Annotated in this window: 15 protein-coding genes; 5 read left to right on the forward strand and 10 right to left on the reverse strand. The window is 59.6% G+C overall.

Going from position 1 to position 14,958, the window contains the following annotated elements; all coding sequences use genetic code 11:
- Nucleotides 1-260: 260 nt before the first annotated feature.
- From PQQ96_RS22665 to PQQ96_RS22685, 5 genes are all read right to left on the reverse strand, one after another.
- A complete protein-coding gene (locus PQQ96_RS22665; RefSeq protein WP_408296826.1) occupies nucleotides 261-983 on the reverse strand; it encodes a hypothetical protein in 723 nt (240 codons plus the stop codon).
- A gap of 430 nt (nucleotides 984-1,413) precedes the next feature.
- Nucleotides 1,414-1,920 (reverse strand): hypothetical protein, encoded by a 507-nt coding sequence (locus PQQ96_RS22670; protein ID WP_408296829.1) that lies wholly within the window; start codon nucleotides 1,918-1,920, stop codon nucleotides 1,414-1,416.
- A gap of 99 nt (nucleotides 1,921-2,019) precedes the next feature.
- Nucleotides 2,020-2,613 carry an energy transducer TonB gene (locus PQQ96_RS22675; protein WP_408296832.1) on the reverse strand — a complete coding sequence of 198 codons (594 nt, stop codon included), beginning with the start codon at nucleotides 2,611-2,613 and terminating at the stop codon, nucleotides 2,020-2,022.
- Between the two features lie 218 nt (nucleotides 2,614-2,831).
- A complete protein-coding gene (locus tag PQQ96_RS22680) occupies nucleotides 2,832-3,521 on the reverse strand; it encodes an LrgB family protein (protein ID WP_408296834.1) in 690 nt (229 codons plus the stop codon).
- 23 nt (nucleotides 3,522-3,544) lie between these two features.
- Nucleotides 3,545-3,910 (reverse strand): CidA/LrgA family protein, encoded by a 366-nt coding sequence (locus tag PQQ96_RS22685; RefSeq protein ID WP_408296837.1) that lies wholly within the window; start codon nucleotides 3,908-3,910, stop codon nucleotides 3,545-3,547.
- A 323-nt stretch (nucleotides 3,911-4,233) separates the two neighbouring features.
- On the opposite strand from PQQ96_RS22685, the gene gcvA reads away from it, so the two are divergent.
- Nucleotides 4,234-5,154, forward strand: coding sequence for a transcriptional regulator GcvA (gcvA, locus tag PQQ96_RS22690; RefSeq protein ID WP_408296840.1), 921 nt, complete (start codon nucleotides 4,234-4,236; stop codon nucleotides 5,152-5,154).
- A 28-nt stretch (nucleotides 5,155-5,182) separates the two neighbouring features.
- Here the strand turns inward: gcvA and PQQ96_RS22695 are convergent, their stop codons facing one another.
- Nucleotides 5,183-5,482 (reverse strand): hypothetical protein, encoded by a 300-nt coding sequence (locus PQQ96_RS22695; RefSeq protein ID WP_408296843.1) that lies wholly within the window; start codon nucleotides 5,480-5,482, stop codon nucleotides 5,183-5,185.
- Between the two features lie 450 nt (nucleotides 5,483-5,932).
- On the opposite strand from PQQ96_RS22695, the gene PQQ96_RS22700 reads away from it, so the two are divergent.
- Both PQQ96_RS22700 and PQQ96_RS22705 read left to right on the forward strand, forming a co-directional pair.
- Nucleotides 5,933-6,967: an MDR family NADP-dependent oxidoreductase gene (locus tag PQQ96_RS22700; protein ID WP_408296846.1), complete on the forward strand. Its 1,035-nt coding sequence runs from the start codon at nucleotides 5,933-5,935 to the stop codon at nucleotides 6,965-6,967.
- A gap of 160 nt (nucleotides 6,968-7,127) precedes the next feature.
- On the forward strand, nucleotides 7,128-7,778 hold the full coding sequence (locus tag PQQ96_RS22705; RefSeq protein WP_408296849.1) for a flavodoxin family protein: 651 nt from the start codon (nucleotides 7,128-7,130) through the stop codon (nucleotides 7,776-7,778).
- Nucleotides 7,779-7,917: 139 nt separating this feature from the next.
- Here the strand turns inward: PQQ96_RS22705 and PQQ96_RS22710 are convergent, their stop codons facing one another.
- Nucleotides 7,918-9,219, reverse strand: a complete 1,302-nt coding sequence (locus PQQ96_RS22710) for a UDP-N-acetylglucosamine 1-carboxyvinyltransferase (RefSeq protein ID WP_408296852.1) — start codon at nucleotides 9,217-9,219, stop codon at nucleotides 7,918-7,920.
- Between the two features lie 369 nt (nucleotides 9,220-9,588).
- On the opposite strand from PQQ96_RS22710, the gene PQQ96_RS22715 reads away from it, so the two are divergent.
- The gene (locus tag PQQ96_RS22715) at nucleotides 9,589-10,626 is read left to right on the forward strand and encodes a methyl-accepting chemotaxis protein (protein WP_408296854.1); all 1,038 of its coding nucleotides are present in this window, start codon (nucleotides 9,589-9,591) and stop codon (nucleotides 10,624-10,626) included.
- Between the two features lie 16 nt (nucleotides 10,627-10,642).
- On the opposite strand, the gene PQQ96_RS22720 is transcribed toward PQQ96_RS22715, so the two are convergent.
- The 3 genes from PQQ96_RS22720 to PQQ96_RS22730 form a co-directional block, all read right to left on the reverse strand.
- Nucleotides 10,643-12,037 carry a short-chain fatty acid transporter gene (locus tag PQQ96_RS22720; RefSeq protein ID WP_408296857.1) on the reverse strand — a complete coding sequence of 465 codons (1,395 nt, stop codon included), beginning with the start codon at nucleotides 12,035-12,037 and terminating at the stop codon, nucleotides 10,643-10,645.
- A gap of 259 nt (nucleotides 12,038-12,296) precedes the next feature.
- Nucleotides 12,297-12,944 carry an HAD family hydrolase gene (locus PQQ96_RS22725; RefSeq protein WP_408296860.1) on the reverse strand — a complete coding sequence of 216 codons (648 nt, stop codon included), beginning with the start codon at nucleotides 12,942-12,944 and terminating at the stop codon, nucleotides 12,297-12,299.
- Nucleotides 12,945-13,183: 239 nt separating this feature from the next.
- Nucleotides 13,184-13,861 carry an HAD family hydrolase gene (locus tag PQQ96_RS22730; protein ID WP_408296863.1) on the reverse strand — a complete coding sequence of 226 codons (678 nt, stop codon included), beginning with the start codon at nucleotides 13,859-13,861 and terminating at the stop codon, nucleotides 13,184-13,186.
- A 384-nt stretch (nucleotides 13,862-14,245) separates the two neighbouring features.
- Here PQQ96_RS22730 and PQQ96_RS22735 point away from each other — a divergent pair, with 384 nt between their 5' ends.
- Nucleotides 14,246-14,695: an ester cyclase gene (locus PQQ96_RS22735; protein WP_408296866.1), complete on the forward strand. Its 450-nt coding sequence runs from the start codon at nucleotides 14,246-14,248 to the stop codon at nucleotides 14,693-14,695.
- Nucleotides 14,696-14,958 lie beyond the last annotated feature (263 nt).

Raw genomic sequence — 14,958 nt, forward strand, 5'->3', positions numbered from 1 at the left:
ATGTACGACGCCTGCCCGCATGCTCCTGTGGCGTCCGCCCATGCGCACGGTCAAGGGCAGGCATCCTACAAACCTAAACAATCTGAGATCATCGTTCGAAGGTCCCTTCCTGGCCGCGTTCTGCCTGACGATGGCCGGCTCAGGTCGCCCCGCCACAGACACCTAGCATTGTCGCGGGAATGTCCGTTTGAACGGAGACAAGAGACCTTCAGCACTAGAGAACGGCACGCCCTGCCGGGAAACCGTCTCCCGCTAAGGACCTAGCGAAAGGAGACCGAGGCAATATCGATGGCAACCAGCAGCGGTTCGTCGATCTTCTGGCCATCAGCGTCACGCGCGAACACGCGCCGGGTCGTCGGCACCATGATGCCGTCAAAGTCCTGATAGTTCGACGCATAGTTTGCGCCGGTAGCGCCGCCCATGACGTCCACGGTGTAATCATGGCGCCGCAGCAGACCATCCGGGCCGAAGTACGAAATCTGCTCGCGTGAATGCGTTTCGATAGAACCTGGGAACGTCACTTTCAAGCGCCGCCATTGCTCACCGTCTTCATGCCACGGCGACAACTCCTCGGTCACGACGCCGGGATACGTATAGAGAAACGGTGTGCTGAAATACGTCCACAGTGCATAACTGCAGAAATATGCTGCATGAAGATCGTCCCAGGGCGTCTGCTGGCTATGACCGTCGAAGGATGAACACGGATTGTCGCGACTCTCGAGTACGCGCCCGTCGGTCGATTCGACAGCGATGCGGCCCGGCGTAAAAAGGGCGTGTCGATCGGGCGCTGTGAAAGGTCGCATTTCGACACGCTGGGCGTGCGTATCTATTGCGGCAACAACGTGCCTGAAAATATCTGGCTTCTGCTTGACATGCCAGATGCCGCCTGTGATCGACATCTCGGCTTCGAGCGTTCTGAACGCATTCCAGCGCGCAAGGCCTCCATGGGCCTCAATAGCCAGCTTCAAAAGATCATTCGTCATGCCGTTTCCTCTCGTGTTGGTGTGCTCCGGTGGCCTATCGCCTGTCCGATGCAGATTCCTGAACTGCGGCAATGCGCGCTCGAATGGTGGAGCGACGTGTGTCAGCCAGCCGTGGTCAGGCGACGAGAACCGCTCGGCTGCGTCGTAGGTCCCCACTCGTGGGACAGGGTGTCGAACGCCTAAAGACGGATATTCTTAAGACAATGATGAATGACATTGTTATTGATGCGAATTGTGGACGCGCGCCTCGCCAATGTCAATGGTGATCGACATTGTATTTTTCGATGGATGTAATTGCGCCGATGTCGGCCGCAGGGAGGCGGAGTGGGTGTTTCAAGGCAACAGGCGGTTGAAAACCGGCTCGCGATCGCGGCAACGGCGGGAAGGCGATCACGCGGACATACCACGTGACACACACTCGGACATTGGGCTAGTGAATGCCCTGTAGTCCGTTCTTCTCCAGAACCGATTTGATCAACGCGCTCACCCGGAGCCCGGTCGCCATGGACGCTTGCCGAACTTGCGCCTGAACGACAGGATTCGACACTGCACTCATGTATTTGACGAGGACTGGATCGCGATAAATCGAAATCAGATGGATAAGATCCGCATCCGACAGATTGGCGACGCCAGCGCGGGTCATTGTTGCGATTGCCCCACCACCTTCGGCCGCCATATTGGTTACCGCCGCATTCACATCGCCTTGTACGGCGAGCCACTTATCCGGCCCAACGTTGGGATTGGCCTGCTTCGCCTGTAGCATCATCATCCGGGCGAGCTGCGTTTCTATGGGCTCCACCTTGTCACCCTGCTGGCTCTGGATGAGTTGACTGATTAGTTGTGCGCGGTCGGCGTCCTCAGCGTGAGAGTTGGCGCTATACAGCGCTATCGCAAGTATGGCGCCGGCACCAAGCATGTAATTTGCGAAGCTACGCACATTTAACCCTCGTGTGATCAGTATCGTTTTCGTGCACTTCACGCACGTGACGTCTACAACAGGACTCTTGTCCCCAGCGTTTGCATAGGCCGGGAAGCACTATTCGCACGTGCCGGCACGTCCCACTGTTATGCAATGCTCGACTGACCAATGGCTTGCACCCGTGAGGCCTGTGCTGCCTCCAATGCCGAGCGGGCGATGCCGAGGCCGAAGATGGAAGTCGACCCTCGACACGTTTTGATTGGGCGATGCTGGCGGTAACGGCGAAGCAGCGACAATCGCACGTTGTACGGCGGCGTCCCACGCGTCGTTGCCGCTCGTGTGTAGCAGCGTGACAGAGCCAATCGAACCGTCAGAATTAAGCCGGAGAGATACGATCGCGTCCGGATTGCCAAGATCGCTATTGGCATCCACAAACACGTTGCTGGTCAACGCGCAACTGACGTAGCGACGCCATTGCAACGCGTTCATTTCGCCTACCGTCAGAGGTGGTCCGCCGCTGCCTGCTGCATAAGCCAGGCAACGTTTCGCTACGTCGTCAGCCGACGGTATCAGAGGTTTGTTGCTGTTTCCCGGCGCCTCGGCCGAGCATGCGGTCAGTAAGGAGAGCACGAGCGGAATTAAAACAAGAGCAAGTGTTTTTTCTCGCACAACGACTCCGAAGGAAAGGCTGACCAGAACACCGAAAGGCATTACAGCAATTCAAACGATGCATTGTCAACGATGTGGTGTTGTCGTTCGAGTGTCGACTCCTGGCCGCACACGGTCCGTTGAACTCATCACGGCAGGCGGCAACCCGGCCCTGCCACCGCAAGGAGGCAGGGCCTGCTACCGCCGGGGAACAGTTGAGAAAGGCCGCCGTCGATCGCAGTGGCTAGCTGACGATCGGCAAGCAAAGCCCGGTTGGTCGGTCAGAACAAACGGAAAATCGCCGGAACGAGGACCGCCGAAGCGCAGCCCATGAGCGCCATGCCGAGCGTGGCGAAGGCCACGGCCTCCGAGCCGAACTCGACAGCACGCGTAATGCCGAAGGTGTGGGAGGTCACGCCGAGCGTAAAGCCTTTCACGGCCGGACTGTCCACGCCAATGGCTTTGAGGAGGAACGGCGTCAAGGTGACACCGGCCAGCCCGGTAACGAATACGCCAAGGATTGTCAGCGGTACCGACCCGCCGATCTTGTCAGCCACCGACAGGGCGATCGGCGTCGTGACGGATTTGGTGCTGAGCGCCCGTTCCATCAACGGACTCAACCCGAACACATGGCCCAGCAGCAGCGCACTGCCGGTGACCGCGAGGCCGCCGAGCAGCGTCGCAAGCACGATTGGCAGCAGCACCGCGCACGCCTTGTGCACGTTCTCATAGAGCGGCACCGCGAGCGCGACCACCGCTGGACCCAGCAGGCTATGCAGCATGCTGGTGGCGTTGAAGTACTGGCTGTACGGTAAGCCGGTACTCAGCAACAGGGCCACCAGCGCAATCGTCGCGATCATGACCGGTTGCAGCACGGGTAACTTCCCCGAGCGAAGATACAGCGAGTTGCCGGCCGAGTAGGCCGCGATCGTCAGCGCAACGAGACCCAGGGAACTGCTGAAAATCGTCATAGCAAGCATCGGTATGTGGGAATTTATGACGCGACCGGACCGGTCACGGCGTGACGGCGCGCGAGCAGCGTGTTGGCGATCCATGCGGTGGCGAGACAGCCAGCCACCAGCGCGAGAACCAGCACCAGGATCAGGCTCAGGATGCCAGGCGGCACGCTGTGAATCAGGTTGACGACGCCAACGCAGGTCGGCACCAGCATCAACGCAAGGTAGCGCAGCAATACATCCGACGAGACTTTAAGCGGTGCGTCCACTTTGCCTCGCAGGGTCAGGACGGCGAACACCAGGCCGAGTCCGATGATCGCCCCCGGTACCGGTAGCGCGAATCGCGTCGACAGGTAACTGCCGACGAGATACATGGCAATATAAAAAGCGAAGCCGAACATCATCAGGACTCTCTATCCGAAGCGGCGCCACAGTGGCGCCGGTTAGATGCGACTATGGCATCAGCCGGTTAGCGGGAAAAGCGAGCAATTCGCAGCCTCGGATTAGTTTTTTTTGTTGCACGCCGGCCCCGCTCGGCCGTTAGGCGACTCAAATGCGCGGCGCACCCGCAGCGAAAGCCTCGAGGTTCGCGGTCAACTGATCGGCCATCCGCGCGACGGCATCGCGCGAGGTGTAGGCGTTATGCGACTTGAATATCACTTTCTAATACCTGGAAAAGCGTCAATAATCCTTGCGCTTGCGTTACTTTGGCTAAAGTCTGGATGTGATGAAATATCGATTGCCGCCGTTGAATGCGTTGCGCGCGTTTGAAGCTGCCGCACGCCATATGAGCTTCAAGAAAGCCGCGGAAGAGTTGTGCGTCACACCAGCCGCCGTCAGCCATCAGATCCGCACCATCGAGGAGTACCTCGGCGTCGAGTTGTTTTCCCGCTCGAACCGCGCGATCGAGCTGACTGAGCACGGCAAGCGCTGTTTCCAGGAAGTCAGCCTCGGGTTCACCCATCTGACGCGCGCGATGACCTGGGTCGATACGACTCGGGATTCACAGCGGCTGGTCATCACGGCGGGCCCTGCGTTCACGACCAAATGGCTCGTGCCGCGTCTTTCGAAATTCACCGACTTGCACCCCGAGATCAAAACGCGCGTGTCCGCTTCGCTGGCGCTCTGCGATTTCGTCAAGGAGGGGGTGGATGTCGCGATTCGCTTTGGCCGCATCGATACGGCGGGCTTACATGTGGAGCGTCTGATCGAGGAATCCGTGGTGCCGATGTGCAGCCCGATGTTACGCAACGCCCAAGATCAGCCGCTCACGCCCGACGATCTCGCCCGCGTGCCCTTGATTCACGACGAATCCCTGCGGATGGTCGACCCGGTGGCCACGGGCTGGTCGGAGTGGTTCACGCACGCGGGTATGAAAATCGATGCGACGCGCGGTGTGTTGTTCAATCACGCGGACCACGCACTCCAGGCGGCGGTCGAAGGCACAGGTGTCGTACTGGGCCGGCGCGTGCTGGCCGCGCAGGACGTGCTGGCCGGACGGCTGACGATCCCGTTCGGACCGGAGATCCCGACGGGGCTCTTCTTTCACTTTGTATGCGCCGAGGAAAAGAGCCGGACATCGACGGTGAAGCTGTTTCGGGATTGGCTGTTCGAAGAGCTTCAGAGCGAGGCGAAGCCCTTAGTTTGACTCGACCGGCGTAACGGTGGAGCGCTGCTTATGCCTCACTCAGACCGAGCACGGCGAGTGCCGCTAGTCGGGTTTCGTCGCTGGCATAAAGCAGAACGACAACGTCGTCTCGTCTCGCGTGGGCAAATGGCTCACTCATGTGATCCACTATTTTGTGCACATTGTCGATCGCGGCGGTCAGCACGCTTTGGCCTCGACGGGATGCCAATTTGCTCAGCGATTGCGTCTCCATCGCCGACCGTAGATGGATGAAAATCCGCTTCCCGTCTACGACGGAAACGACTTTTCCTTCGTGAATACCCCTTCCCCATTTGCTTTTGATTCTCATAGTCTCTCAGGCCTTTTTTATATTTTTCGAACGGAACGGCACATACCGCATTCAGGAAACGTTGTCCTGTGCAGGGACGCTCGTCGGCGTCATTCCGTCTCTATTGTTTCAGCCACGCTCGAACACACTTGACCGTACGTCTCAGTTAGCCCGCGTTCCCGCCTCCGGCGCGCGAACGCCGGCTTTGGCCGAGGACGCCGGCGACCCGGGTGACTTCGTTTGTCGTGAACTTCATCCAGCCTCGCGTGGCGAGAACGTGAGCCGCCGCCTCGATGATCGCATCGACGGTTGCTCGCGAACGCTGCTGCCTGGGTGCTCTGCGGGCCGATTGAGGGGGTGCGGAAAAGCGAGTAGCCATGGCCGTGGATCCACGCAAAAATTCATATATACCTGCGTAAACAAAGTGTGATGCGCGGTGCCACTGCCATCCCCTAGTAGAAGGAACCCAGCATGGAGTCGCTGCCCCGAGTTTCACGGCAAGTCACGCTCGCTGCCCATCCGGAAGGCAAGCTGCAGTCGGCTCATTTCACGCTTGTCGAGACGACACTACCGCCATTGGCGCCCCACCAGGTAATGCTACGCAACAGGTGGTTCCGCATCTCCGTGTCGACGCGATTAATGGCGAGCCGCGAAGCCAAGGAAATTAAAGGTATCCCCTTTCCTGCGCTCAAGCCAGGCGATGCCCTTGCCGATGCCGCTATCGGCGAAGTGATTGCCGCGACGCCCGAATCCGGGCTACAGGTGGGCGGCACGGTCTTGCATTCGCTGGGCTGGTGCGACTATGCGGTGGCCGACGCGCGTCAATGCACGGTGTTGCAGCGCGACCGCCTTGACCCGGCCGCTTACCTTGGCCCCGGCTGGACCGCCTATGCCGCATTGACGCGGGGCACGCACGTCAAGCGCGGCGATACCGTGTTCGTTTCCAGCGGTGCCGGGGCGATCGGATCGATGGCGGGACAGATTGCGCGCAGGCTCGGCGCCGGACGCGTCATCGGCAGCACGGGCACCCCGGGCAAGGCTGAATGGATGAAGCGCGAGCTCGGCTATGACGCGGTGATCGTTCGCGACGGCAGGCCCTTCGTCACGCAACTGGCTGAAGCCGCGCCGGACGGCATCGATGTCTTCGTCGATATGGTCGGCGGCGAGCAATTGACGGCTGCGGTCGCGCTGGCGCGAGAAGGTGCGCGCTTCGTGATCCTGGGTGCCCTCATCGCTGAACTGAATGCTGAACGCTCGACCTCCATTGCGCCGACCGAGATCGATTCGTTTCAGCTCCCGATCAAGGGAATCACCCTGCGCGGCTATAGCGCATGCGAAGACGACCCTGGCGCGTTTGACGAATGGATGCAACGTCTGAACGAATGGCGGCATGAAGGCACGATTCGCCTTCCATGCACAACCTTCAGCGGACTCGACAATGCCCCAAAGGCATTGCAAGAGGCTTGTGCGGGAAGGCTCAAAGGTGTGGTGCTAGTCGAACTGTAGCCCCAGGTCTGTCACTGCGCCCGCGAAAACATTCGTTCGGACCGGGTGGGCGGCGGGGCATATGACCGACCAGATGTCGATGAACGCGCCATCTATCCATCATGGGGGCGAGCGAGACCAAACGAAACGAGAGATTTAAGTCAAATTCCAGGAGAAATGCATGTCGAGTGCAAGCGTAGCCATTGTTTTTCACAGTCGATATGGTCATACGGCACGGCAAGCCGCAGCCGTGAAAGAAGGTGTCGACCGCACGGCAGGTGCAACGGGAATTCTTCTAGCCTGCGAAGATGCGCAAACGCGCTGGGACGAATTAGCGACGGCCGATGCGATCATTTTCGGCTCGCCGACTTATACGGCGGGAGTGTCAGCCGAATTCAAAGTCTTCGAAGAAGCGACATCCAATGCGGTCATGGCCAAGGGGTTTCTGTGGAAGGACAAGATTGCCGCCGGATTCACAAACTCTGGCGCGCACGCCGGAGACAAGCTGGCGACGCTTGTCCAGCTTGCCTTGGTTGCCGCCCAGCACGGTATGCATTGGGTCAGTCTTGGCTTGCCTCCCGCGAATAACTCAACAATGGGCTCGGCAGACGATCTGAATCGCCTTGGCTTCTGGCTGGGCGCTGGTGCGCAATCGAATACGGATCAAGGCCCTGACACCGCGCCGCCCGAATCGGATCTCGCCACTGCACGCTATCTTGGCTGGCGCGTCGCTGAAGCGACGCTTCAGTTCGTCCGGGGACGTGCAGCATCGCCTGCCCGAGAAGCCGCCCATCGTTCGGGTGGTCGGGTAAGTGTGGAAGCTGGAACCTGAAACGGTCGCTCAGGTGTCTTCGTCAGCATCAGGCCGTACGTCCCTTGATGGGCGGCCCAAGCTAGACAGACACCTGCTCGATCGCTCGTGAGTTCAGTAGGTGCTCACGAGCGATGATGGTCGTGATCCGACAGGATGGTCACTCGCTGCTTGTCCACTCCACATTTGCGCCCACCGAGCGCAAATTTTCCACAAAGTTGGGGTGCGCGCGGCGGATCGGCAGTGCATTCATGATTTCCGAACGTCCCTCGATACTCGCGGCGACCATCAGTAGCGCGATTGCCACGCGGATGATGTACGGACTCTCAACTTTCGCGGGACTCAACGGAAGCCCGCCGAACGTGATCAGACGATGCGGGTCCGACAGGAACACGTGCGCACCGAACTTGGAGAGTTCAACGGACCAGCCCATCGCGCCGTCATAGACCTTGTTCCAGAACATCGCGCTGCCTTCAGCCTTCACGCCAAGCGCAATGAAGATGGGGAGCAGATCGACGGGCAGATACGGCCAGGGCGCCGCTTCCACCTTGGTAAGAATATTCTGGGTGAAAGGCCGGCGCACTCGCAATGGACCTTCCCGAACGGCATGCGACCAGCCATCTCGATGTTCCACCTGCACGCCGAACTTCGCGAAGGTTCGGTCGATCAACGGGAACTGCTCGGGCGCGGTGTTTCTGACCGCGATGTCGCCACCAGTGATTGCGCCAAGCGCGAGAAAGGTCGCAATCTCGTGGAAATCCTCGCTGAACCGAAACTCGCCGCCGCCGAGTTTGTGGCCGCCTTCTACGCTCAGACGCGATGTACCAATGCCATCGATTGGGACACCCAGCATGGCCAGAAAACGGCAAAACTCCTGCACATGCGGTTCCGATGCTGCATTGACTAACGTCGACGTGCCGCCGGCCGACGCCGCACAGAGCGCGAAATTTTCGGTGGTGGTGACCGATGCGTAGTCAAGCCAATGATGATTGGCAACCATTTGCGTGCTTGCGCGCACGATGAGCGAGTCGGCAGTGCGCTCGACGCATGCGCCGAAGCGCTCGAACACCTCAACGTGCGGATCGATCTCGCGTACGCCTAGCGTGCAGCCTTTTACATCGTTCTCCAGACGAGCGACGCCAAAACGCGCCAGCAACGGTGGGACCAGCATGATCGAAGAACGCATCTCCTCAGGCAACCTGTGCGCGACCGGATCGAATACCGTCGCGTGGTGATGCAAATCGAGGATGCCGGTAGCAAAGTCCATCGACACATCGCTACCCAGCGTCCGAAAAATCTCAAGGATCTTCTTGACGTCGGTGATTTCAGGTACGCCGATGAGACGGAGTGGCTGATCGGTCAGCAGCGTGGCACAGAGGATGGGCAGGACAGCGTTCTTGTTGGCGGATGGCACGATCTCGCCGCGTAACGGGAGGCCGCCATGGACGATCAGATTCGACATGTTCGGGAGAGGTGGGGGAATTAAGAAGCGAGGCCAACATCATGCCATTGGACAACGCGAGGAAGATAGTTCGGGATTTCGGGGCCGCTTTTTAAGTGGGGAAGAATCGCTGTGTGGCTTTTGCAATTCGTTCACCCGCTTAAGCGGGCAACGGTTAGCTCATAAGGGGCCGGAAGTTGTGTCGCGGAGTTCCTGTATCCGATGCACGTACCCGGTGCGCCGCCGGTTATCGCATCGTCTGCCTGCACCATCACAGGTATCACCAAACGTTTGCAGCGTGCATGACTACGCCCGCGACGCCCGTGGAATCGACCCGGCCCAATGCTTGCTTTTATGTAGGCACAACATTGCAAACAACGGGACCAGGCCATGTCGAATCCGCTCGAAATCGTCGAACTGACGCATCACGTCAAGAAGCTCGCCACCGGCAAGATCTCCGATATCAACGACATCAATCGCGAGACCACCTTCCTCGCACTCAACGCCTTGATCGAAGCGGCGCGCGCCGGCCATGCGGGCCGCGGTTTTGCGGTCGTGGCGAATCAGGTCAAGCATGTGTCCGCGCGGATCGGCGAAATCACCACCGTACTCAATCGCGAACTCGCGGGTTCGCTGACCAAGCTGACCGATCTCGGCGACAGCATGATCGAACGGCTGCGCTCGCACGAGGGCCAGCGCTGTGCCGATCTCGCGCTGAACATGATCGACGTGATCGACCGCAATCTGTACGAACGTTCCTGCGACGTGCGCTGGTGGGCGACCGATTCCGCCGTGGTCGACTGTCTCGCCCATAAGAGCGCTGAAACGCGAGCGTATGCGTCACGCCGCCTGTCGGTGATTCTCGACAGCTACACCGTGTACCGCGATTTATGGATCGTCGACGCGGCCGGCAATGTGGTCGCGAATGGTCGGCCGGATATGTATGCGGTGCATGACCGCAATGTCGCCGAAGCCAGCTGGTTTCGCGATGCGATGAAAACGCCTTCCGGCGCGGACTTTGTTGCCGGCGATATCGAGGCGCTACCGCTTCTGAAGCACGCGCACGTCGCGACCTATGCGACAGCGATCCGCGAAAACGGCGCGGTCGATGGCAAACCCCTCGGTGCGCTGGTGATCTTTTTCGATTGGGCGCCGCAAGCGTCCGCGGTCGTCAAAGGCGTGCGGCTCACGGACGAGGAATGGCGCCGCACGCGCTGCATGATCGTCAACGCGTCGCATCGCGTGATTGCGAGTTCGGACGATAAAGGCGTGCTGGACGAACAGTTCCGTCTGAATACCGACGGCCGCCCGGCAGGTTTTTATCAACTGACGGATGGCCGCACCGTATCGTTCGCCGCCACCCCAGGCTATGAGAGCTATCGCGGCTTGGGGTGGTACGGCGTGATCGTGCAGTCGCCTCCGGCTTAAGCCCTGGGCAAGCGGATCATGGAATCAGCCAAAGCGCCGCCGCATAGATGACGAGCGATACGACAAACGTGATCGCCGTGTAGCCCATGACGCGCTGGATGCGAATGCCGGCGATCGCAACCACGGGTACAGCCCAGAAAGGTTGCAGCATGTTCGAGACGTTTTCGGCCATGGCGACCCCCATGGCCGTGCGCGCAACCGAAGCGTGCAGGCTGAGCGCGGCGGGAAGAACGAACGGCCCCTGCACAGCCCAGTGTCCGCCTGCGCTGGGAATGAGCAGCGTGATGATCAGCGAGCTCAAGTAACTCAAGACGGGCAGCGTGACCGGCGTTGCAATGGCCACGAACGTCTTGGCGATCGTCGACGCCAACCCGGTCCCGGTCATGATGCCCATGATGCCGCCGTACATCGGATATTGAAGCAGCATCGATCCGGTCTGCCGCGCGGCGCGGCGAATCGCATCGGCATAAGCGATCGGTGTGCGCTGCAGCGCCAGCCCTACCAGCAGGAAGATCAGGATCGTGGTGTTGATATCCAACTCGAAGCCCTTGCTGCTCCACGTCATCGCGAGATAGCCGACGCCCAGCACCAGCAGGAACAGCGTGCCGAGCATTGACCGTTCCGCGCGGGCAGCGAAGGACGATGCCTTCGAATCGCGGGCATGTGGATCGGCCTCTGCAGCGGCTGCAGGCTCAGGCTGCGTTTCGTTGAAAGCGACCACATCTTCCTGCTTCGGGTGCATCCAGATGAAGATTGCCGTCATAATGACAACCACCAGCACCGTCGGGATGAAGACGAAAGGTGCGAACACGGTCTCACTCAGCGGAATGACCTGCCCGGTGGCTTTCTCGACAAGGTTCAACGCATTGCCATGCGACGCCTGTGACAACGCGATCGAACTGGACAAACCGCTATTGCAGACCGACCACGCGGAGTAGCTCCCCGCGACGAGCCACGCGAAATCCACCTTCACGCGCTTGGCGATTTCGCGCGACAGGAGTGCGCCCACAACCAGGCCGAGCCCCCAGTTGAGCCACGCGGCCATCGCGACGATCGGAAAAACCAGCAGCGCAGCGCGGGTCGGCGTGTGTACGCCGGCAGCCATCGCCCGCAAGCCGCGCTGGACGAGGGGCGCGTCGGCAATCGCATAGCCAGTCGCCAGAATCAGGATCATCTGCAGCGCAAAGCCGAGAATGTTGAACGTGCCACCGTACCAGGAGGTCAGGATGACCGCCAACGAAGCATGCGGCGCGAAGGCCACCGCCAGCAGGGCTACCACCAGGGTCAAGCCAATTGCAAGGACGAACGGGTCCGGCATAACCTGCTCAAACACATAAACGAGGCCCGCCACGACGTTTCTACGGCGTGCGCTGTGATCTGCGTCGGCTGAGTCGATGTCTCTCTTGTTCATGGTTTCTTGTCCTTTGGTCGCCGGCTTCTGGGACAACACTTCCCTTCCCGGCACCCGCGCTTGACGCTATCAGGCGTGCTCGGCTGACAAATGCCATACGCCGCCGGTGTGCCATAAAGTACATTCTGCTCCGCGCTTCAGCATCCGGCCACTGCGATGATTCCCGAGACCTGCAGATTGTTGCCAAGGAAGGTCAGGACGGCGTTGTGAGTGCGCGTGCAGCGGACGGTCACAGCCGCCCTATTCAGAGCCGGAAAAGTTACAGACGACGCAGAAGCTCCGGCAGCGATGTGAGTTCGTCGATGACGTGAGGAGGAACAGGAAAACGCCGGGACGTCGACTGCACATGTGCCCACGGCCCGCGGCGTATGAAAACTGGAACCATGCCAGCTCGGAGCGCTGGTTCAATATCGTTATCGAGCCGATCACCCACATAGGCGATTTCTGATGGGGCAACGCCATGTGTAGCGGTGATCGCACGCTCAAAAAACTCGGGGGCGGGTTTCTCCACATGCCACGAAGCAGACGACGCGACAATGTCGGCCGGCACGCCAAGCGTGCGCAACGCGTGTTCCGCTTCAAGGGGTTGATTTCCGGCAATACCGATGAGCAGGCCATCATTTCGCAAACGCGTCAAACAGGGTATCGCGTCGGGATAGAAATCATCCGGCGTGATCGAATAAACGTCGCCTTGCATTCGGCGTTGGCGGCGCAATTCCGAGAATTCGATGTCTGGCCGGATAATCCTGAACACAGCCTGATGATGTTCCCCGCGTTCGATGACAGCGCCTAGTACGGCGAAAAACGATAAGCGGGACACGCCAAGATAATCAGCCCATCCACCCCAGTCACGGCTCTCATCGATAAGGGTTTCGCCGACATCAAAGAACACGGCTCTAATGGTCATAGGTGGCAGGGTGAAGTTTGATCACCCACCGATCAGCACGGTCGGGCAACCAAGGATAATCGTGCCGCCGTGTGCGCAGCGATCCCCTATGCGCGCGGCGGGCGGCGAAGTTTCCTTATCATTCTGTTCTTCTCCGACCATCACCGATCCTCCATTTCCGTTTTCTTCCGCAAGTTTATCCGGGAAGCCGTCGCGGCAACCGTCGTGAAAATCATAGACGCCGACTCTTCAGAACGAAATCACGTCCCGCTCATGTCGTGCGTCCCGAACCAGTCCGGGACGAATTCAATCGCTCCGTCGAGTCTCCGCAATATCCGGAAGCTCAGTACAGCGACCTCGTCGGTCGGATGGATCAGGTCCGGCACCGTGACAACAGCTATGCCAGCGCCAACCGCCGCGCGCGCACCGTTCTCGCTATCCTCAAAGGCGAGGCAAGCGTCCTCGGACACGCCTAGTCGATGGGCCGCCAGTCTGTAGACTGCCGGGTCGGGTTTCCCCCGAGCAACCTCGTCGCCACCGGCGATCGCCTTGAAGAAATGGAGGATACCTACCCGACCAAGGCGGGATTTGATCTCCTCGAGAGGTGATGAGGAAGCAACGGCGCACGGAACGCCGACGCGCGCTAGTTCACCCAGCAGGCTTTGCGCGCCAGATTTCAGCGGAAATATCGGATGCGCCGATGGCCTGCTCAATTGCTCCCTGACTCGGGTCAACGCTTCCCGAAACGTAGCGGCTCCACCAAGCAGTTCAGTCAATATCAACTCACATTCCGCAGACGACCTGCCGACAATTCGAAGATAGTCGCGAGGCGCCAATGCAATGCCAAGGTCGAGCCCCACGCTGATCCATGTATCCATGATCGTGCGCTCGGAATCGACGAGCAGGCCGTCCATGTCGAAGATCGCAGCGGCGAACATTGGTTTCACTCCCTGAACTCCCGTCGAGAGTCCGCACTGTATCAAATCAGCGGAAGCTCGTAAGCGAGGCCTGTGTCGTGCAGAAACTGTGCACAGTGTGCATCCCTACCACTGGCTTCGCGAGCGAAGCCAGTGGTAGGGATGCCAATCCTGCTGCTCTGTGGTTGATGACCATCGCGGACAGATTTCGCTTTGCCGGAGCCGCCGGCGCGGCTGGGTACAAACGGCAAGCCATCGTGCCGCTCCTCACCACAAACCGCATGGCGGGTCTTCGAATGTTGCAGCAAGAAACGGGGGGCTGCTGACGGCCTGCGTCGCTATTGTTCAAGCAGAGAGAGGCGATCGTGCTTCTCTTCTTCAAACACAGTCAATGAGGAATTCACCATGTCCAAAGAAGATGACAACAAAGCGATCGTAGGCCGCTGGTTCACCGATTTCTGGGGCAAAACCTGCAACCTCGATATCGTCGACGAACTTGCTGCTCCCGATATGCTTCTGCGCTACTCGCTGCACGACCCGCGCCGCGGCCGCGAGGACATCAAGGCATTCATGACCGGTTTCCGCGAAGCATTCCCGGACCTCAACTTCTGGGGCGCCGCTGATCTGATCGCAGAAGGGGACTATGTAGTCGGCCGCTGGGAAGGTGGTGGCACGCATACCGGCCCGGCATTCAACGATTTCCTCATCGGATCGTTGCCGGCTGCAACCGGCCGCACAATGCGTTTCACCGGCACGACGGTACTCCGTCTTAAGGACGGCAAGATCGTTGAAGAAATCGGACTGGACGACGGCGTAACGGCTCTGCAGCAACTCGGGCTGATCAACGCAGCGTGAGCGAGGGCGCGGCGCGCCGATATCTTTCAGCGACGCCGCGTGTATTTGAATGCAGCGCGCGATGCGCTGCATTCAGGATTTCATTCCCTTCACGCATATGCCGGTTGAAATGCCATTCGGTCGCACGAAAAGCGATGCACATGGCCCAACTGCGACGCACTTCGGCCCCGTCGCGGGAGTGTATTCGGGTATAGCTTGCTAGCATCGTCTGCGCTTGCGCAGGCTGCAAGCCTTAGCAGTAGCCACTCCCATTCAAGACACCT

The organism is Paraburkholderia sediminicola, from assembly GCF_046027825.1.
Taxonomy (GTDB): domain Bacteria; phylum Pseudomonadota; class Gammaproteobacteria; order Burkholderiales; family Burkholderiaceae; genus Paraburkholderia; species Paraburkholderia sediminicola_D.